The 20,347-nt window shown below is 35.5% G+C and carries 25 protein-coding genes and 2 pseudogenes; all 27 read left to right on the top strand.

Annotated features, from left to right (window positions below; translation table 11 throughout):
- Window positions 1-33: 33 nt before the first annotated feature.
- Complete coding sequence (locus A7K91_RS01055; RefSeq protein WP_068678793.1) at window positions 34-594, top strand: 2'-5' RNA ligase family protein; 561 nt, start codon at window positions 34-36, stop codon at window positions 592-594.
- 191 nt (window positions 595-785) lie between these two features.
- A complete protein-coding gene (locus tag A7K91_RS01050; protein WP_245697146.1) occupies window positions 786-1,358 on the top strand; it encodes a nucleotidyltransferase domain-containing protein in 573 nt (190 codons plus the stop codon).
- A gap of 258 nt (window positions 1,359-1,616) precedes the next feature.
- Window positions 1,617-2,228 carry a hypothetical protein gene (locus tag A7K91_RS01045; protein WP_068678789.1) on the top strand — a complete coding sequence of 204 codons (612 nt, stop codon included), beginning with the start codon at window positions 1,617-1,619 and terminating at the stop codon, window positions 2,226-2,228.
- 234 nt (window positions 2,229-2,462) lie between these two features.
- Window positions 2,463-3,071, top strand: a complete 609-nt coding sequence (locus A7K91_RS01040) for a GNAT family N-acetyltransferase (protein WP_068678787.1) — start codon at window positions 2,463-2,465, stop codon at window positions 3,069-3,071.
- A 225-nt stretch (window positions 3,072-3,296) separates the two neighbouring features.
- A complete protein-coding gene (locus tag A7K91_RS01035) occupies window positions 3,297-4,070 on the top strand; it encodes a hypothetical protein (protein ID WP_068678785.1) in 774 nt (257 codons plus the stop codon).
- A 153-nt stretch (window positions 4,071-4,223) separates the two neighbouring features.
- Complete coding sequence (locus A7K91_RS01030; protein ID WP_068678783.1) at window positions 4,224-4,670, top strand: hypothetical protein; 447 nt, start codon at window positions 4,224-4,226, stop codon at window positions 4,668-4,670.
- Between the two features lie 257 nt (window positions 4,671-4,927).
- Window positions 4,928-5,458 carry a DUF6985 domain-containing protein gene (locus tag A7K91_RS25905; RefSeq protein WP_082967160.1) on the top strand — a complete coding sequence of 177 codons (531 nt, stop codon included), beginning with the start codon at window positions 4,928-4,930 and terminating at the stop codon, window positions 5,456-5,458.
- A gap of 224 nt (window positions 5,459-5,682) precedes the next feature.
- Window positions 5,683-6,216, top strand: a complete 534-nt coding sequence (locus A7K91_RS01020; protein ID WP_068678781.1) for a P-loop NTPase family protein — start codon at window positions 5,683-5,685, stop codon at window positions 6,214-6,216.
- Window positions 6,217-6,612: 396 nt separating this feature from the next.
- The gene (locus tag A7K91_RS01015) at window positions 6,613-7,239 is read left to right on the top strand and encodes a class I SAM-dependent methyltransferase (RefSeq protein ID WP_068678779.1); all 627 of its coding nucleotides are present in this window, start codon (window positions 6,613-6,615) and stop codon (window positions 7,237-7,239) included.
- Between the two features lie 135 nt (window positions 7,240-7,374).
- On the top strand, window positions 7,375-7,818 hold the full coding sequence (locus A7K91_RS01010) for a GNAT family N-acetyltransferase (RefSeq protein WP_068678777.1): 444 nt from the start codon (window positions 7,375-7,377) through the stop codon (window positions 7,816-7,818).
- Between the two features lie 82 nt (window positions 7,819-7,900).
- Entirely contained in the window at window positions 7,901-8,386 is a 486-nt protein-coding gene (locus tag A7K91_RS01005; protein ID WP_068678775.1) for an NUDIX hydrolase, read from the top strand.
- Window positions 8,387-8,438: 52 nt separating this feature from the next.
- The gene (locus A7K91_RS01000) at window positions 8,439-8,906 is read left to right on the top strand and encodes a GyrI-like domain-containing protein (protein WP_068678773.1); all 468 of its coding nucleotides are present in this window, start codon (window positions 8,439-8,441) and stop codon (window positions 8,904-8,906) included.
- Between the two features lie 229 nt (window positions 8,907-9,135).
- A complete protein-coding gene (locus A7K91_RS00995; RefSeq protein WP_342671721.1) occupies window positions 9,136-9,510 on the top strand; it encodes an NUDIX hydrolase in 375 nt (124 codons plus the stop codon).
- A 65-nt stretch (window positions 9,511-9,575) separates the two neighbouring features.
- A complete protein-coding gene (locus A7K91_RS00990; protein WP_068678771.1) occupies window positions 9,576-10,550 on the top strand; it encodes a S66 family peptidase in 975 nt (324 codons plus the stop codon).
- Window positions 10,551-11,053: 503 nt separating this feature from the next.
- Window positions 11,054-11,362 (top strand): annotated as a pseudogene (locus A7K91_RS00985) (VOC family protein); the annotation flags it as partial.
- 849 nt (window positions 11,363-12,211) lie between these two features.
- Window positions 12,212-12,694: a DUF1572 family protein gene (locus A7K91_RS00975; protein ID WP_245697144.1), complete on the top strand. Its 483-nt coding sequence runs from the start codon at window positions 12,212-12,214 to the stop codon at window positions 12,692-12,694.
- Between the two features lie 75 nt (window positions 12,695-12,769).
- Window positions 12,770-13,549 (top strand): MBL fold metallo-hydrolase, encoded by a 780-nt coding sequence (locus tag A7K91_RS00970; protein ID WP_156739232.1) that lies wholly within the window; start codon window positions 12,770-12,772, stop codon window positions 13,547-13,549.
- An 80-nt stretch (window positions 13,550-13,629) separates the two neighbouring features.
- Window positions 13,630-14,034 (top strand): group-specific protein, encoded by a 405-nt coding sequence (locus A7K91_RS00965; protein ID WP_068678765.1) that lies wholly within the window; start codon window positions 13,630-13,632, stop codon window positions 14,032-14,034.
- Window positions 14,035-14,313: 279 nt separating this feature from the next.
- Entirely contained in the window at window positions 14,314-15,051 is a 738-nt protein-coding gene (locus tag A7K91_RS27415) for a DUF1361 domain-containing protein (protein ID WP_082967158.1), read from the top strand.
- Window positions 15,052-15,589: 538 nt separating this feature from the next.
- Window positions 15,590-16,777 carry a hypothetical protein gene (locus A7K91_RS00950; protein ID WP_211274491.1) on the top strand — a complete coding sequence of 396 codons (1,188 nt, stop codon included), beginning with the start codon at window positions 15,590-15,592 and terminating at the stop codon, window positions 16,775-16,777.
- 160 nt (window positions 16,778-16,937) lie between these two features.
- Window positions 16,938-17,480 (top strand): hypothetical protein, encoded by a 543-nt coding sequence (locus A7K91_RS00945; protein ID WP_068678758.1) that lies wholly within the window; start codon window positions 16,938-16,940, stop codon window positions 17,478-17,480.
- Between the two features lie 444 nt (window positions 17,481-17,924).
- On the top strand, window positions 17,925-18,431 hold the full coding sequence (locus A7K91_RS00935; RefSeq protein WP_068678754.1) for an NUDIX hydrolase: 507 nt from the start codon (window positions 17,925-17,927) through the stop codon (window positions 18,429-18,431).
- Between the two features lie 13 nt (window positions 18,432-18,444).
- A complete protein-coding gene (locus tag A7K91_RS00930) occupies window positions 18,445-18,822 on the top strand; it encodes a hypothetical protein (protein ID WP_068678752.1) in 378 nt (125 codons plus the stop codon).
- A 32-nt stretch (window positions 18,823-18,854) separates the two neighbouring features.
- Entirely contained in the window at window positions 18,855-19,319 is a 465-nt protein-coding gene (locus tag A7K91_RS00925; RefSeq protein ID WP_068678750.1) for a hypothetical protein, read from the top strand.
- Window positions 19,303-19,533, top strand: a complete 231-nt coding sequence (locus A7K91_RS00920; RefSeq protein ID WP_068678748.1) for a GNAT family N-acetyltransferase — start codon at window positions 19,303-19,305, stop codon at window positions 19,531-19,533. The genes A7K91_RS00925 and A7K91_RS00920 overlap by 17 nt, the downstream gene beginning before the upstream one ends.
- A complete protein-coding gene (locus A7K91_RS00915; protein ID WP_245697142.1) occupies window positions 19,482-19,964 on the top strand; it encodes a DUF2834 domain-containing protein in 483 nt (160 codons plus the stop codon). The genes A7K91_RS00920 and A7K91_RS00915 overlap by 52 nt, the downstream gene beginning before the upstream one ends.
- A gap of 196 nt (window positions 19,965-20,160) precedes the next feature.
- Window positions 20,161-20,347, top strand: a pseudogene (locus tag A7K91_RS00910) (IS1595 family transposase); the annotation flags it as partial.

Below are 20,347 nucleotides of genomic sequence, written 5' to 3'. Positions count from 1 at the left end.
AAACCTTTAAAACATATTGAAATGAGGAATAGTATGAAACACTATGCAATTGAAGTGTTTTTTGAAGACGAATTTGATAAATATGTTCGTAATCTATGGGAATTATGCGATTCCCATAATTTATCTGCATTTATGAACCGTGTGAAAGGAACAGAACCACACATAGCACTTGCAGTATATGAGAATGTAGAAACTGAATCTATAAAGAAACGATTTAATGAATTTATTAGTCAAGATCTAATTAGATTTGAATTAACTTTTGATGCAATGGCTTTCTTTCCAACATCTAACGTATCCTTTCTACAACCTAATACAAAGCAGGAATTTGTAGACCTAATGAAAGACATTCATGATTATTTTCAAGAATATAAACCTAACAGCTATTATTCCCCTGAACGATGGTTTCCGCATGTGACAATTGCAAAAAATAAAACAATAGAAGAATTAAAAAATACGATAAACTACTTAATGAACTGTTTTAAACCTCAAATTACACAAGTAAAGAAATTAGTACTAGTTGAAATTGAGTACCTAGATGGTGAGATTATTTGTAGAAATATTATGGATAAGGAATTTGAAGACAAATCGTATTGAAGGGAAATGCTTCGTAGGCGGGGACATCTTATAACACCATATTCACGCATCGGGCATACGCCCTCGGTCCCAGAAACGGTTTCAGGATGTGGTTGCAGTGGACACAACCGGCATTCGCGGGGCGTCGTGAATATACGAAACGTTATCTGTAATCGTGCTGAATTCATGATTTAAACAAGGAAGTGATGTATTTGAATCATTTTAAGATAACTAATTGTATTGCTTCTTTAATGAAAGATTATAATTACCCATGGGCAATTGCTGGTGGTTGGGCCATTGATCTTTATATTGGAAATATTACAAGGGATCATGAGGATATTGAAATTGTAATATTTAGAGATGATCAAAAAAAGTTACAAGATTATTTAGTTGGATGGAACTTTAAGAAAGTCAGTTATGGTGAAATTGAACCATGGCAATTAGGGGAAAGGTTGGAACTTCCAATACATGAAACATATGCTGAAGAATCAGATAATAAATTGGAAGTACTATTAAATGAATCTGAGGGTAATGACTGGGTATTCAGAAGAGACAATAGAATAAGAAAGCCCAAATCAGAAATTATCCTACAGTCATTAAATGGAGTTCGATATCTATGCCCCGAAATAGTTTTATTATATAAATCAAAGAATCCAAGATACAAAGACCAAGAAGATTTTAAAAATATCAATAAATTGATTGAGACTGAAAGAAAAGAATGGTTAATAAATTCCTTAAAGACCTTATATGTAGAACATCCCTGGATTGAAGCAAGAAGTAGATAAAACTGAAAGAAATCTCGAAGAAGAGACCGACAGCAGATAACATCATGTTCACTCATCGTCGCATCCGCTCCTCGGTCCGGCAGAAGTTGAGAAGCATGGAAGCGTAATCAGTCGGACAACCCTGCAAGGCTAAGTGGCGGAGCCACCCGGCAGGAATCAATCGCTGCGCTGGATTGATGGGCAGCTTAAGCCTTTCGGGCTCGTGAACAAAAAACGTTAGCCGAAATACTTGCAATAGTATAGTTTAGGAGTTGCCTAATGCTTGTAGTTCATTGGTCGCCAGTAAATAATTCAAAACACATTTTAAAAAATGGCATAAGAAAAAGTCCAAACGGCATTTATTGTTACCCAGTTACTGGGCATCGTTCTTTAGACAGATGGTGGATGAAAGCACTAAAAAGATTTCGGAAAGATGGAAAAAGTTATAACGGCTTTATATTTAAAGTTGAAGAACAAGATCTCCCAGCATATTACGGTCACTTCATTGGAGCGACTACAAGAGATAAGTTTGAAAAACCAATAAAAAGCTTATCAGAATTAGGGCAAGAACTTCAGAATACAGTTATCTGGAGAATAGGAGAAAGAGTTTCTTGGAGTGCTGCAGGAATACCAACAAATGAAACTGACTATTTAAAACTTGGTAGGGAAGAAATTTTTAAAAGACCTGAATTATATAAAGAAACACTGAATGATGCAGCATTTATGGAATATATACTTGGTGACTACCAAATAGTATTAACGAAATCGATTAATTCAAATAGAATAATCAGAGTTATACCGGCAAACGAGGAATTCGGAAGAGTTTTATATAAAAACAAGAAGCAGAAATATAGTGAGGGAGAATTGAAAGAAGGCAAGTACTTCGGCTAACATCATGTTCACGCATCGTCGCATCCGCTCCTCTGTCCGGCAGAAGTTGAAAAGAACTGAAAGCGTAATCAGCCGGACAACCCTGCAAGGCTAAGTGGCGGAACCACCCGGCAAGAATTAATCGCTGCGCTTGATTGATCGGCAACTTAAGCCTTTCGGGCTCGTGAACAGAAAACGTTATGTGAAATAACATGAAAAATCATACAACAAAAAAATTGAAAGGGAAAATTCTCAATGATTATTCGTCCTTATCAGGATCAAGATGAAGCAAGTTGGTTAAGATGTAGGGTCCTATCATTCCTTGATACTTCTTATTATGATAATGTGCTCAAGGAAAAAGAACATTATCAAAACCCATCAATTGAATTAGTCGCACTAGAAGGAAATGAAGTCATAGGCTTAATTGATATTGAATTAGAAAACAGCCCTGGAGATGTTTGCTCGAAGAATAGAAAAGGACTTGGAGGAATGATATGGCATGTAGCCGTCCATCCAGACTACAGACGAAAAGGTATTGGAAGATATCTTCTGTCAGAGGCAATTGAAAGAGCAAGAAAATATAAAATAAAGCGTTTAGAAGCATGGACACGAGATGATTTATGGGTACAAGAGTGGTACGGCAAGATGGGATTTAATTGGATTGAATCTTATCTCCAAGTTTATATTGAAGGAGGGCGAGAACTAAAGGGAACAATCGAAAGTAATATATCCCAGTTATATCCTGTTTTCGTATTTGCGCACTATTCTGGGCTGGATAAAGCTAATATAAAGAACAAATTTTCAAGAGCCCATGAAACAAATCTTTATGAACTACTTCTAAATTGTGGTGAAGGTGAAGCGTAATCGAGGAGGTCATGTTACATCACATAACACCGTATCTACGCTACGTCGCTGAGCTCCTTGGTCTGCCCGAGGATTTTCGAAGAAGTAGGATCAGGCAGACAACCCTGCACTGCCTAACTGCGTCGCGGCCGGGACTGACGTCCCTTAAGGCAGTGAGGGTTCGTAGATACAAGAACGTTAAGCGAAATTAACAAAAATCATTTTACTTGGAGGATTAAAGATCAAATGAATAAAAAATCGCCGATGCTCATTCATTCAATTGAGTCTTTCCAACATGGAATTGAACACTTTTTCGATGGTACGCCATTAGGCAGAAAATTTGCTATTCTACACATTGATCACGCTATCGAGTTATTGCTCAAAGAGAGAGTAGTTCTTTTAGGAAAATCTATCTACCGAGCAGACGGTCTAACTTTAAGTGTGCATGAAACATTGAATAGTTTAAAAGAGGTTTCGATCCCTGAAAAGCCGAGACTACAAGAAATACACGACTTGAGAAATACTATCCAACATAAAGGCATTACTCCAGATGAATTTACAACAGACTTTTATATAGAAGTAGCATATGAATTCTTTAAGAGATTTTCAGTAGAAGAGATGGGATTACAAGTAGACGAAATTATTGCAAGTAGATTTATTAGATTGTTTGATCGAAAGTACGTGATTCCTGATCAAAAATTTGTTCCGTCCATTGACTTTAATCACGATGCTTCTCCAACTGAAAATATTATTAATGGATATGCTGTACTTGAAAAGCACTTGAAAGATTGGCAGGATAGAAATCCAGATCTCAAAACTTTAAGGGGAACTATATATAACCTTATAGAAGAGAACGGATATGATAAGGATCAAGTCAAACAAAATTTAGCTTCTATATTTGGATTAAGAGGAAGAGTAGTCAAGTCGGAGTACGAACCGACTTACGAAGAGCTTGTTGAATATCTAGATAATATAAACGGGATACTATTAATGATGAATGTTTCGAAAGATAAAATATAAAACAAATCAACTTCGCTTAACATAATATTCACGCTGCGGACATGCGTCCTGGGTCCAGCATTCGCCGGACACTCGACATGCGCCGAGTCGTGAATACAAGAACGTTATGCGAAACCTCTGTTAAAGTCAACATTTAAGAGCGGAAGTGACTCTATGAACTCTATAGTTACATGTAAGTGCATAGGTAATTACGGGCATGCAATCACAAAGGGGAAATCATATGAAGTTATCGAGAGTTCTGAAGGCAAATTCAGAATTTCAGGTGATCACGGCAGAAGAGTTTGGATTTCCAAAGCCTATTTTATTGAAGGAAACACTGAAGTCCCAATACTAAATAATTGGAAGCTTGATGATGATATTAATGATTATGAGTTAATTGAAGTGACCCTAACGTTTACTAACAAGAGTAGACGATGGTGTCTAATAACAACACCCGAAAAGTTGAAGACTTATTTTAATGAAAGAGAATCAGATCCACCGGGAATCTATCTTCAACATCTAATTATCGTAAAAACTTTGACTGAAGATGATATAGACAGAACATTATTTTTTTTGGATAACCAGGACGAATTATTTACAGCAAGTAAACCGTTAGAGTAAGTAAATCTATGGAGACAGACGCATCGCATAACACTATGTTCACGCAACGTCGCATCCGCTCCTCGGTCCGGCAGAAGCTGAGAAGCGAGGAAGTGGATTCAGCCGGACAACCCTGCAAGGCTAAGTGGCAGAGCCACCCGGCAAGAATTAATCGCTGCGCTGGATTGATGGGCAGCTTAAGCCTTTCGGGCTCGTGAACATAACGCGTTATATGAAAGCCAGGGTAAAACAGTTATAGCATTTTGAGGGGGTACACGATGATGACTGAAGAAAATATACCAAATTTACAGTTAACACAGTATGGGTATGAAGGGGGAATTACATTAAATAAATGGAATGAATTAATGAATAGTAAAGTTGATAATGTTATTGACTTGAGTGTAAATGTGGATGAAGAGGACCCAGAAATTCATGAAGAACAAATAAGAGCTTACAATTATTTAATAGATAACCAAGAACAAATAATAAATGCTATTTTATTCTGCCTTTATGATCGATATCCAGAAATTAAGGGGGCTGACGAGAATGGTGAAGAAGGGGAAGAATATCTTCCGGAAGTGAAAGATATTAGTGACTTAAAGCCATTGATTGAATTATATCATGTACATATAATTAATGTTTTTAAGAACGGTATTGCTTATATTGGATACGAATTTAATTGTACTTGGGATGAGGAGCATGGGCTAGGTGTAATGATGTTTAAGGACAGGATCGTTGATATTGGTGGTTCAGATACAGCAATTTTAAGCTGGATTGCAGAAGCAGATTTAGAAGAGAAGAATTCGTAAGTTATGCATTGAAGCTCCGGCTATCATATAACAGAACATTCTTTCATCGTCGCTGATGCTCCTCGGTCGCCAAGGGGATTTTCGGATAAGTAAACTCAGGCGACACATTCAACCGGCTAAGTCTTACGGCCCGTTCCCTTTGGTCACTTAAGCTGTTTGAAAGTCAGGAATGCAAAACGTTATGTGAAATCACTTGAAATTCAATTATAAATAAAGGAGCAACTATGACCGAGTTTCCAAGAAAAATCCACATTATTGGATCTACTGGAAGTGGTAAAACATATCTAGCTAAACATTTATCAAAGCAATTGAAAATTCCTTGTTTTGAGCTAGACAAAGTAATGTGGAGCGGTTCAGTCGAAATGGCTGGGAAAAATCCTCCTGAAGTTCGTGAAAAACTATTAAATGAAGTTATATTACAGGACTCTTGGATAGTTGAAGGAGTTTATTACAAGTGGCTAGATAAAAGTTTCACTTTAGCGGACAAGATCATATTTTTAACACCAAATAAGTATCTAAGAGACTTAAGAATAATTAATAGATTTATTAAACAAAGAACAGGGATTGAGAAGTCTAATTACAGACAAACACTAAAAGGACTAATGGAAATGATTAAATGGAATCATGGATTTGAAGGGCAGAAAAAGAATGAGATCATAGAAATGTTAAAACCGTATGAAGACAAATTAATAATGCTAAAGAACAACAATGAAATAATAAATAAGGGTAATCCAGAGATGCCAAGTGACGTCCTATAACACCACGTACACGCATAGTCGCATCCGCTCCACTTAAGCCTTTCGCGTTCGTTGAACTAAGATTAACATTGCTATGATCAACTGGAATTTATTGATTCGAGATGAAATTGTATCGGTGGGGAACATATGGAACATTTAATAATGATAATATTAGGATTTCTCTTGCTAGCTCTCTGCATAAAGGTTGGAATTGACAACTCCAAACTATCAAGAAATCACAATCAGACATTAAAAACACTTGAGGATATTAAAGAAATTTTATATGAAATAAAAAATAATAGAAGCAATAATAAAGACAAGTAGTTAAAAATGGAAATTGACATTAAAGATGTTTTTTAATAGGAACGATGTCCTGTCCCATTGATATCGGGGCCAATCCAAAACAGAGGTGAGTCTATGAAAGAATATTGGGATAATAGATACCAAGATGAAGGCTTTATCTGGGGAGATAAACCAAGTAGCACAGCACAATATGCAACTGTTTTGTTTTTGGAGAATCATGTACAAACAGTTCTGGTTCCAGGAGCTGGATACGGAAGAAATGCAAAACTACTTTCTGATTCTTTTGAAGTCGATGCAATTGAGTTATCGCCAAAAGCCGTATTACTCGCACGAAAGATGGATAATAAGACTAATTATATTGAAGGGTCATTATTTGATTTATTACCTAACGATAAGAAATACAATGCTATATACTGTTACGACTTACTACATTTATTTACTCAATTAGACAGAAGGAGAATAATTGAAGCATGTATGGGTCAACTAGATAGGGATGGGGTTTATTATTTTACTTGCTTTTCCAATGAAGATGCTGCTTTTGGTATAGGTGAAGAAATAGAGGAAAATACCTTTGAATACAAGAAGGGAAAGATAGCGCATTTTTTTAATAAAGAAGATTTAGAAGACCATTTTAAGAATTCGGAAATAATAGAGACTGGGACAATTAATGAATACTTAGAGTACTCTAACAGATCGACAAGGGTATATAAATTACGATACATATTTGGTAAGAAGAGATGAGAATTTGAAAGTAGTTTCACAGAAGACAGCAGCATCAGTTAACACTATATTCAAGTCATTATTTTGATGATGAATGATATCGCGAGTTGCCCATATCAGTGTTTAAAACCTATATTTGAAAGCAGGTGCAATGAAATGACTGAAGCTAGATTAATTCATAGAGATGAATTAGAAAATCTCTTATTACTTTATAAGTTCCTGCAACCGGATGATCCAGAATTAATTAGAGGTCAAGACTTATCTGATCACTGGAATGATATTTTAGATGATAAGAACATGAACATAATAGTTGTTGAGCACGAGGGTGTAATTGTTGCATCTTGTGTACTGGTAATCATTAAAAATCTTACTAGGAATGCGAGGCCGTACGGATTAATAGAGAATGTAATAACACATAAGGATTTCAGGAGACAAGGTTTTGGTCAAATGGCTATAGAAAAGGCCAAAAAAATTGGCCAAGAATTGAATTGTTATAAACTGATGTTAATGACGGGATCTCAGAAAGAAGAAGTACATAATTTTTATGAAAAAACAGGATTTGTTAAAGGAAAGAAAACAGGATTTATTATAAACATGTGAAGAGCAATTTGAAAAGTAATCTCGAAATCTTGTAAATTGCTTTTTTGGAAGATCATTAAATTCAATTTAAGGGACTGATAGGATGTACTTTATAAACGCAAGAGCCATCATTGAACGATTTAATAATGAAGAAATTGAGATTGTAATTCAAAGAAGAGCAAAACATGATTCGTCATTAAAGTTTGAACTCCCAGGTGGGAGAATAAATCTATTTGAATCTTTGACCCAAGCGGTTATTAGAGAAGTGAAAGAAGAAACAGGATTAGATGTTTTTGAAATTGAAGGAAATGAAACGAGAGTAGATACAAAAGGAATTAACTCTGAATTTGAAGTGGAGTGTGTCAAGCCGTTTGCAGCCTATCAAACCATAAAAGGACCAGTTGATTCAATAGGATATTATTTCAAATGTAAAGCAAGTGGAGAATTATTAGAAGCCGGAGATGAAACAGTAGATATTCAATGGATTAGTATTAAAAAGCTGAATGAACTATTTTTGAATAACCCAATTGACTTCTCAGATGTGGATCGGGCAGGAATTAAATATTATTTGAAATATCAAGGATTTTGAAAATGATTCAAGATGCCACAAAACTACAAAAAATTTTAAGGAGATGATCTACTTGACCATCACAACTGAAATTGTCAACTTCCACAAATTGAATGTTTTAGGCATACCCTGCAAAGGCCTCACCAATATGAGTGATAAAGTTGGAAATGCAGTGAAAGAATTAATGGAATACACAAAAGACATAAAAACATGGAATGGAAAGCCATGGTTTGGAGTTTTTCAACCCTGTCCTGAGGAAGTAGAGAATGAAGAACTGATGTATTTTGTTTGTATTGAGACTGAAGGGGCAATTGAGCAAGGAAACTATCCGAAGGAGTTACAACAAATAACAATTCCTGAGCAACGTTACCTGGTGATTCATAAGGGGAAAGATGATTCAATTAAAGATGTATACGGAGGACTCCATAACTTTTTAAAAGAGAGAAATGTTTCACAAAATAGTGCCAGTCATTGCTATATTCTTGAATTTGCTGTTGATGAATCGTGGGAATCCGTTCAAGTATATGTACCAATCACTTGATAGGCACTTAAGCCTTCGGGCTCGAGAACACAAGATGTTATCGGAAATTGGAGTAATGACTATAAAATACATAGAAATATTAAACTATGAAAGCAGGGACTCTCTTGTCAAATGTTAGAATTAGATGTACAGGATTGATTATTGAGAATGATTGTGTTCTGCTCGTTGAATATGATGACAATGGAATTCATTATAACCTTCCTGGCGGGGGCTCGAACCAGGTGAAACGATTAAAGAAGGAGTTGCCAGAGAAGTTTTAGAAGAGACAACTGCTGAAGTCATAGTAGGACCACTTGCTTTAACTTATGAAATGACACCCCACAAACAATCAGGAGAATATAGTATTCAAGATCCGCATGGATTACATCTTATATTTGAATGCAAATTAAAAGAAAATTCAATTCCAAAGTTACCGCTCAGACCCGATCCGTATCAATCCGCCGTAAAGTGGATACCTATTAACATGTTAGATTCAATATTACTATTTCCAAACATCAAGAAAGAAATCAAAGCATATGTGGAAAACAAGAATAATATAGAATTAATTGAAGATCATCAACTAGAAAAACAAGTGTTTTATGAGAATATGAGTGAAGGCTCGTGAAAACAAAGAACGTTAGATGAAATAGCATGGAACAATAAAAAAATGTTTGGGAGTGTAAAGTAATTATGAAAGCACCAAAATTAGTAGCAGGTGATGAAATACGTATAATATCACCTTCCAGAAGTCTGTCAATGATAGCAATTGAACAGAGAAATATAGCAGAAAAAAGGCTTGAAGAATTAGGATTTAAGCTCTCTTTTTCTAAAAACTCTCTAGAATCTGATGAATTTGTCTCTTCATCAATCAGATCAAGAATAGATGACCTGCATGATGCTTTTTTAGATCCTAATGTCAAAGGGATATTAACTACAATTGGCGGATATAACTGTAACCAATTACTAAGACATATTGACTATTCAATAATTAAAGCTAATCCAAAACGTATTTGTGGTTATTCTGATATAACTGCGTTGAGTAATGCAATATATGCAAAGACAGGATTAATCACCTATTCTGGACCGCACTTCTCTACCTTCGCTATGCTTCATGGCAATGAGTATACAATAGAGTATTTTAAGGAAATGATGATGCGGGATGAAACGATAAATATTACCCACTCCGAAAAATGGAGTGATGATTTATGGTTTTTGAATCAAGAAAACCGTTCTTTCATCAATAATGAAGGACCGTATGTGATTAATGAAGGAGAAGCACAAGGTACTATCGTTGGTGGTAATCAGTGTACATTCAATCTATTACATGGCACTGAATATATGCCGAGTTTAGTCAATTCTATACTGTTTTTAGAAGATGATTATGAAGCACATCCTCAAACTTTTGATAGAGATCTACAATCTCTTATTCATCAACCTTCGTTTGGTGAGGTTAGGGGAATAGTTATAGGAAGATTTCAAAAATCTGCGAATATGAATAAGGAACTACTTATAAAAATAATAAAATCAAAAAGAGAATTAGATAAAATCCCAGTAATTGCAGATGTAGATTTTGGTCATACATCTCCATTAATTACTTTTCCGATTGGTGGTCAAGCATCAATAAAAGCAGAAAATAAAACAATAGAGATAAGTATAGTTGAATAGGTAGGAGTGATCACTTGATTATTATGATTAATGGGTCATTTGGATCCGGCAAGACCTCGACATCTCAAAAGCTGCAGCCTTTAATACCTAATAGTATGATTATATATTAAATGGATTTAGAAGTATTGATCAAAATACTTTACATTTCTGCCTCTTAGCATCTGAAGAGACGATTAAAAAACGAATTGAAAAACGTGGAGACAAATTTGATGCTTGGTACCAGAAGCAAACAAATGCGGGTGTAAATGCATTTAAAGATAATAAATTTAACGAACATATTGACACAGATAATAAAGAACCAGAAGAAGTTATAAAAATAATTTTAAGTAAGATTTCCGAAATCAATGTGTAAGTCGTTTATCGAAGTAGGTGGAATTAATTTAAAAAACCTATTATTATAGAGGAGCAAGGAAATAACGGAATATAAGAGATATTTCGCGTTAAAGAATTTATTGTAGCGAAATCGAAGAAGGTAATACCTTCACCAAGAGGGAGGAATAAAGATGATACAGGGTTTATATGAAGCTCATCTTCCTGTCAGTAACCTTGAAGAATCCATTCATTTTTATCAAAAGCTTGGTTTGACTATTGCTTGGAAAGATGATGATTCAGCTTTTTTCTGGATTGAAGAAAAGAAAAGCTGGCTCGGATTATGGGAAAGCTTTGAATATAAAACTCCATATCATCCTTCGCTTAGACATGTAGCATTTCGAGTAGACTATGAAATGTTGAAGCAAGCAACGAGATGGCTTATTGATAGAGGTATTCAGCCTGTTCCTTTTGGCAGTCGAGATAATGCAGAACCTTTATTAGAAATAGTGTAGTTGAGGACAAAGTATTCACGCTACGGGGCTTACGCTCCTTGGTTGTTAGATGTATAATCATGGAAGATGGTTCAGACAACACACGACCCGGCCTAAGATAATAGCTATCTAAGGCCGGGTCGTGTTGTGGAGCCTCTCGGGTTCGTGAATACAAGAATGTTATGTGAAATTGTCGAACTAAACGATTTAAAAAGGAGGTAAAATGAGCTGAATGGGAATCGGAAATCCATATCCATATTTATAGTGTTGATGTTGCCAAGCATATTGTTACAACTTGTACTAATAAACTTATTTCCTTATACAGGATTGGGAAGAATCGTATCGGTACCAGTAACCGTTTTCATTAATACACTACTCATTATTACGTGTATAATATTTGCTAAAAAGCATGGAAAAAAAGTTCTGATTATAGCAATTACCCTCTTTATCACTTTAACTTTGACCGTTGGACTCTACCCACAAGAATCTAGCCCTCCCATTTATGTTCAGACTATGCAAGCAGTAAAAGCCATTCAAAACTTTGACTATATAACAAGAGAAGATTTAAAAACTAATGGTAATTCGGAAAATCCGAAATATATAGTAGCCTTATACAAGTTTAAAGATGAAATATTATCAGAAGGGGTTCACCAGCTTTACCAGCGAGAAAACGTGTACTTCTATAATTATAGTATAACTGCGTTGAGCGAAATACCTTCGAAATTAATTGGATACCATAAAGTTATGTGGTGGTACTTAAATTTGTTTAAATAAGCTTAATCCTTTAGGGCTCGTGAACAAAAAAAACGTTATCGGAAAATCACGTAGGACATAATACAAAAAATGGTGGTGGTGTTATTGGAAGAGATTCAAAATCTACTAATGAAAAAATTCGAAGAAATTCGTACAAGAACGCTTTTGGTTTTAAATCAATTATCGGACGATGAAGTCAATTGGCGTCCCAATGAATCAAGTAATAGCATCTCTAATTTAGTCGTTCATATTCGTGGGAATGTCGATGAACGGATCTCCAATGGAATATTACATAATAACAAAATAAGAAACAGACAAATGGAATTTGAAAGTATTAAAAAATCGAAACAAGAGTTAATAGAAATAACAAATGAAACTTATGTGGAGGTTATAGAAACAATAGAAAATATGTCGAAAGCAGCCTGGCATGAAACACAACTGGTCAGGAATAAAGAGAGAACTAATTTAGACATGCTCTTACAATGTGCGGCCCATTTTTCAGAGCATTTGGGCCAGATTATGTATATTGGAAAACTGATTAAAAACGAGGATTATATCACAACTTCAATACCGAAGAAGGTTATATAACAAGACTATTTGTATCATTACGAAGAAGGCGAGAACTTTCGATAACAATGAAAGAAAAAGAAGGAGTGAAACTAATTGAAACTCGATGAATGGTTTACAATTGAAGAGATAGACCCGATGACTTTTGCCATAAGTGAATACGGTCATTGGGAAAAAGTACATTCCTATTTAGTTATTGGTGATAAATATGCTGCACTGATAGATACAGGAATCGGAATTAGTAATATCAGAAATGTTGTGAATCAAATAACTTCATTACCAATTAAGGTTATAACAACACACGTTCATTGGGACCATATAGGGAGCCACGGGCATTTTGATGAAATATATGTGCATGAATTAGAAAAAGACTGGTTAGAGAATGGGATACCTGGACTGCAAATCGAGACTATACGTCGTGATGTAGGAAGGGATATTACGAAACCGATACCTGCTGATTTTAAAATAGAAAACTATGAACCATTTAGGGGTAAACCCACTGCAATATTACAGGATAATGAAATGATAGATTTAGGAAACAGAACGTTAATTTGCTTACATACGCCTGGGCATTCACCAGGACATCTCTGTATTTATGAACCAGAGCGTGGTTTTTTATATACGGGGGACTTAATCTACAAGGGCACTTTGTTTGCATTTTATCCGACCACAAATCCGTTATTGTTTGTCAAATCTGTTGAGAAGATAAGTCTTATCGAGCATGTAACAAAGATACTGCCAGGACATAATGAATTAGATTTGACTAAGAATTTTATTTTTGAAGTGAATAAAGCGTGCCAAGAGTTATTAAGTAAAGGACTAGCAAGACATGGAACCGGGGTACACGATTATAAAGATGTAAAAATCTATTTTTAGTAGTTCTAGAAAGACAGCAGAATCAGCAAAAAGTAACCCCTTATCAGTACTAAAAAAACGGAAGTGCTCGGGAGATGCTAATGAAAAAATTTTATATTGCATCAAGTCTCAAGAATGTAGCTAATGTGAAATATGTAAGTGATCAATTAAAGGAAATGGGTTTTATTCATTCATATGATTGGACCCAGAATGATAAAGTAACTTCAATAGATCAAATGAGAGATATAGGTCGGAAAGAAATGACTGCAGTAAAGAAGTCAAATTTTATTGTGGTTTTATTACCGGCAGGTAAAGGAAGTCATATTGAGCTAGGAATTGCACTGGGTAATAGTATTAAAATATATTTATATTCACCCAATGATGAAATAAATGATATTGAAAAGACAAGTACGTTTTATCATCAAGATGGAATACATAAATGCAAAGGAACATTAGAGGAATTAATACAATACATATGGAATGATCAAAAAAGTGTAGAAGGCTAAAGGCTTAATAAGGATAGAAGTTATTGGTCATTAACTACGAGCTATAAAAACTAAATTAAATCTATGGAGTGAATTCTTTGAGCGAAGCTAAAGAAAGAAGAGCAAGTATTGCAAAAGAGGTTATAAGGCAAGACAAATAAATATGAATATCAAAACGGTATAATGGGTAAGTGGCGGAGCCACCCGGCAGGAATTAATCGCTGTGCTGGATTGAGGGACAAGCCCTTCGGGCTCGTGGACAAAAAAACGTTATGAGAATTTCGGGCTACTTATTTTTTATTGTGGTTATTCAGGAGGCCAATCTTGGAAAAACTAGAATCTCTGTATTACCCAAAGAAGATTTACCTTATTATAGTCCTGTTCATTGCTACTTTGATTAGTTTAATAAGTGTCTATAGCATCCAATATCCATCAGGAGAGAGACCGTATTTATTTATCTTTTGGAATACTTTTCTTGCATGGGTCACGGTCGGAGTAGCCGTACTCTTAGATCTAATATTTAGTTATTCCCGGAAGTTAGTCCGCGCAGTAATGTTGATTTTCATCGGTGCTACATGGTTATTTTTCTTTCCCAATGCTCCGTACCTTGTAACGGATTTACTTCATGTATTCGCGCGATACAGTTTTGACCCATCAGAGCGATTTTGGATAGATCCAGTGTTTTGGCAGCATTTATTCACCTTATTTACTATCGCTATACTCGGGGTATTATTGGGATCTTATTCACTTTTTTCGGTGCAGAATTTGGTGAAAAAATCGTTTGGAGTCATTGCTAGTTGGATATTCGTGATCATCGTCTTCATATTAAGTAGCTTTGGAATATACATTGGCAGATTTGTTCGCTGGAATAGTTGGGATGTTTTAATGCGACCAGGTTACATCTTCGAAGAAATAGTAATCATGTTAACGGATGCAAGTACACTTTATCATGTTTTTTCTTTTTGTAAGTTCATGTTTATGATTTTAATCATTAGTTACGTACCGATCTATGTAATAACAAGAACTTTCTCGCGATAATTCGTAGAAGAGGTAAAGGAAGTGAAAAATGAACACTAAAGAAAATCAATGATACTACCGAATATAACAATGATGACCCAAGTCCTTTTGGGTTATTTGATTAAAATTATCTCGATTGCGTTTAGAATATTCGATACCCATATGGGTGGTTGGGAAGTAAAACAGGAGAAGGAAAACTTTGTAGCTCAGAAATTTTGGGAGTCCGTAGTAAAACAATATTCCAATGGAAGATATAACAAACAAGAATTATGTCAACCTAAATGGGACGGACCAATATTATATTTTAACAAAATAAATTTTGCATGTTATTTTAGAGCAATTATTTGAAGGCTACTCAATCGAGTAATGGATAAAAAGCAGACCTGCTAGGAGGAAGAAAACCCCAAGAATGCTGTACTAACAGCGTTTTTGGGGCTGTTTTTTTTGTTGTTGTATTGGGGTGCCCTATTCGGACAAGACCAGAATAGCTTAAAACGGCAAATTCTAGTAAACATTTATTTTCTGGTTTACATTGTAGGAAATTGTTGGATGATGTAGAATGGTAGAGTTCGCTAGGAGTTATGAGAGTACAAAAAATGATGAAATGGAGACAGAAGAAATGAACAGAAAAATGCTTTTGCTAATGCTCGCTGTTATGCTTTTGACGGCTGCATGCTCTGGCAACGTGAAGGACAAATCAAATACGGGATCAGAAGCAGCTGCTCCGGGAGAATCAACACAAACTAACGCAACAGATGCGGCGCCGACGGCCTCACCGACACCTGAACCTGTCAAATATGCGGAGGAATTTAATAAGGGACAAATTCTGGTTTATCCGAATTATTTGGAAGTAGAGCTGTTAAGCACAGAAACTACGACCCGGGTAGATCCTCCTAACCCAAGCAGTCTATACACCTATTATGAAGTTAAAGAGCCAGATAAAATTTATTATCATTCTGTCTTTCGCGTGAAAAACCTGGGAGGTTCCGTCATTGCGGCCGACGAGACGATTAATGTAAAAATTACTTATGACGGAAAGTACGACTACAACGGCTTTGGTACGATTGAAGAGGATGGCGGCGGAGATTTCAGCTACACAAACATTACTGGTATTGATCCGTTAACCGATGGCATTATCCACTATATTAATGAGATGCCGCTTGAAGCCAAGGATAGCGGTAAAGAAATCAAGCTTACGCTTCAGATTAAAGATAAGCAGCTAACTTGGAACGGCGGTACATCAGAAAGCGAAACGGTTATCATAGCCGATGAAACGCCATTAAGCAGCAAAGAAGAATGGAAGGAATATCCCCAACTGGAGAAGGATACAGCCTTGGCAAAAGAGGATTTTGCGGAGTTGACACTTACGGGCGCATCCTTTGATAAGAAGGTTGCACCTCCAAAAGCTTCCGGATTCTACACTTATTATGAAGTGAAAAGCAATAATAAAGTATACGCGCATGTTTCAATTGCCTTTAAAAATTTGATGACTATCGGTAAAAGTGCAAACGAAGCTTTATCTGTGAAATTAATATATGATAACAAATACGAATATAGCGGTTTTTCGTTCGTTGAAGATGACGGTGGCAAAGACTTCACTTATTCGAATATTACGACCATCGATCCGCTTACGTCCAAAAACCTGCATTATCTGGTTGAAGTGCCTTCAGAGGTGCAAGACGGCAGCGGCGAAGTTGCAATTATCGTGAATGTAAACGGCGAGAATTACAAGCATCAACTAAAATAAAACACTGCTAAATAGAAGTGATAGAAGAAGCTGAACAATCTGAGTTGTCAGCTTCTTTTTTATTTGTAGGAAATTGATGGGTGATGTAGAATTAGGAAGATAAAGGGATCATGACGTCGTCAATACATTTAGCTGAAGCTGCTAAAAGGAGAGATATAACTTGAAGAAAGGGTTACTACTCGGTTTCTGTTTTATTGCTTTGCTACTTTGCTTTGTTTTTTATAAAACGAACTACACTTCAACAATAGAAGAAGCTGCAAATAAGGCGAATATTCAATATGACGAAATGTATCAAACTATGAATATTAAGAATCGAATATTAGTTTTCTATGGTCTGGATGAAGAAGAAGTGTTTAGTGTGGGAGTATTAAAAAAAGATTGGTTGGGCTACAAATGGATAATGGGGTCTGGCAGCGCACAAGTAAATAATTTTGATGTCCCAGTATCATTAGCAATGGCAAATCTGCCAAGTGAAAATCGTGATGATGTTGATGGTTTTATATCGGTTGCTTTTGGTACTATCTATCAAAATGAGATTGAAAAATTAAATGTAATTTACGAAGATCAGCAAATAGAACCTGCGGTAATTATTGAAACAAAACTCGGTAGAAAATGGTTTTCATTGTCGGATAATCCTATAAGCGGAGATCCACAAATCATAGGGTTAAATAAAGATGGGGAAGAAATATTTAAAAATTATTAGGAATTGCTCCGCTTGACTTAAATCCACTATAAAGAAGAATCATTTATCACGGCAAGACAAGACCGGATCTTAATGAAGCTTGTCCTGAAAGCTTGGATTTTGAGTTTATTAAGTGGGTCTGGAATTTTAAGAAAACAAAAATTCCAGGAATTATGGAAAAGCTAATGGAATATCAGGATAAGAAGATTATAGTATTGAAATCGCAGAAAAATGTAGAAAAGCTTATTCAAAAGATAAAGACTATTGGTGTAGGTTATTTTAGAGAAGACTCGTAACACCATATTCAGGCTGCGGTGTTAATGCTCCTTGGTCTAGCCGAAGTAGGAGAATGATTGGAGATTTTCGGAGCATATTGAACCAGATTACATTGAAATCGAAGAAGTTAACAGAATTATTCTAACAATGGTTTCACAAATAAAGAAGCGGGGGGTTCATTGTGTTTTAATGATAGAGTTTACTGTTTGTTACATAAAGCAAGATACAAAAGTTTTACTATTGAATCGCGAGTATCCTACATGGATGGGCTGCTGGAACGGAATAGGCGGGAAAATTGAAGTAGGAGAATCGCCACGAGAGTGTATACTGCGAGAGATAAATGAAGAAACTGGATTGGTTATCTCCAACATCCAGTTCAAGGGCATCGAGACATGGTTCATTGATGGAAAATTTATTGGTGGGATGTATATATATGTATCGGAATTTCCAAATGAACAAATATACAAAACACCTTTAAAGACCTACGAGGGCATTTTAGATTGGAAAGAGCTTGATTGGATTACAAATCCTAACAACATGGGAGTAGCAAATGATATTCCAGTAACAATAAAAAAGGTGCTTTTTGATGAGATGATTTATGAACATCGTTGTTTATACAAAGATGGTAAATTAATAAAACATCAAATAACAAGTATGGATAAGGACTACGAACTCTTAGAAAAAAGAACGAATTAAAGAGGTGGTCATTATGAAGGAATGGGATTACAGCAAGCCTTGGTTTCATGGCTCGCCATTGCAATTAAATGAACTGCTAGTCGGAAGCACAATAACTCAGGATAGAGAGTTGGCAAGAATTTTTTCGCACAAGCCATCTATTGTGTCTATTGATGAAAACGGTTCAAGATTTCATAATGGCAAGTTGGGTGGATATCTTTACATCATTGATGAGGAAATTACAAGCGATGATGTTTACCCCCATCCAGCAACTACAATGAAGCCTGGTGAAGAATGGCTTATCAACAGGGAATTAAAAGTACGTAGGATAGATGTAACAAAACCAAAAGTGGAAGAACAGTTTTCAGAGGAAGAGGAGCTGGAATTATTGGAAAAGCTGAAGAACAGATAGCTGAGTGGCGGGAATACAAAGGAGGTACTTGAATGAAAATAAAATATCTTAGTTTATTGATTGTTCTTATCCTTATTGGCTGTAAATCTGCAATCACAGAAGAGATGAATGAGGAACAAATTAGGAAGTTGGCATGGACTTCCTTTGAAGAATCAGAAAGAAGTTCAATTGTCGGTTCGGAAGAAGATATACATTATGAAGATAAGAATAACTCAGGGATAACTACAATTATTAATAATGCACCAAGCGATGTTTGGAAGGAAGCAGAAATTGAATATCTGAATGAAGATCAAATTAAAGGGGTTTCTCAGAGATTAGAGGTAAAAAACGTTTCTAACAGAATAGCAAAAGTAAGTTTTAAAACTCTTGCAGGAGAGTCCTTAAATATGCCGTATACACCAATTAGGATATATGTGGATGTAAAACAAGGTGTTGTAATCGGTAGGGAAAATGGAAATGTATCTGGAGATATACAGTTCTATGAAATTGAAAGTTGAGGATAACCATATGCCTTTTAAAGATGCATTTATTACTTTTCCTATTTTAGAAACGGAAAGATTTATTTTAAGAGAATTACAAACTAATGATGCCCAGGATTATTACAATTACTTCTCTGATCCTGAGGTACCTAATACTGGGGATACCAAGGTCCTAAAAATGTGGAGACAGCTTCAAAGATTTTTGCAAGGTTTCAAAACGCATTTATTATAAAAGAAATGATAACTTGGGGAATAGCTGACAAAGAAGATAATAAGAGTATAGGAACCTGCATTGTATTACAACTAATTAATTTTGAGGTGAGAGGCTTGAAGTATTTTTATGGCGTGTTAACCGTTTTTGGAATAGCATTACCTTACATGGAGTTTGTTCCTTGGATTGGTGAAAACGGCTTTAATCTGGCGCTGCTTTTGAATGAAGCAAAACAAAATCGAATTAGTTCATTTGCTTGGCTGGATGTGTTAATTTCAGCAGTTGTTTTGGTTGGCTTTATTTTATATGAAGGAAAGCGAAAGAATATAAAGCATAAGTGGCTGCCGATAGTTGGAACCTTAACTGCAGGTGTTTCATTTGGGCTGCCATTATTTTTATTAATGCGTGAAATTCATATGGATAAAATAAAGAAGACAGATAAGCTAAAATAGTTTTTTTGGGTTAAAACCTGATTATAAATCGGGCTGCTGTTTAGCATCCGAACAAACATGATATTACCAATAATATTATTCTTGCAGAGCGGTTGTTTTTTTTATTTGGCTTTGTTAAACCTTAATGTTGATATTTGATAATTACGAACAAGCGTTCTATAATGAAGGTGACAATTGGTTCGAAGATGATTTGTCTATGGAGTTAAAGGAGCTAAAAAAGCTTGCTGATACATTAGACGATAGTGGTAAGCAGGAACTTATCTTCTTTTTGCAGTCCCGAACCAAGGGTCTGTCGGCTCCCGTTCGAGCAATTGACGAAATCCAAGAGCAGAAGCACAAAGATGGGCTTGTTTGTCCACATTGCAAAACTCATTCTGTCGTTC

The sequence above is a fragment of the Paenibacillus oryzae genome (genome assembly GCF_001675045.1).
Lineage (GTDB): Bacteria > Bacillota > Bacilli > Paenibacillales > Paenibacillaceae > Pristimantibacillus > Pristimantibacillus oryzae.
The sequence above is the reverse complement of the archived record's forward strand: the minus strand, read 5'-3'. Positions and strand labels throughout refer to the sequence as shown.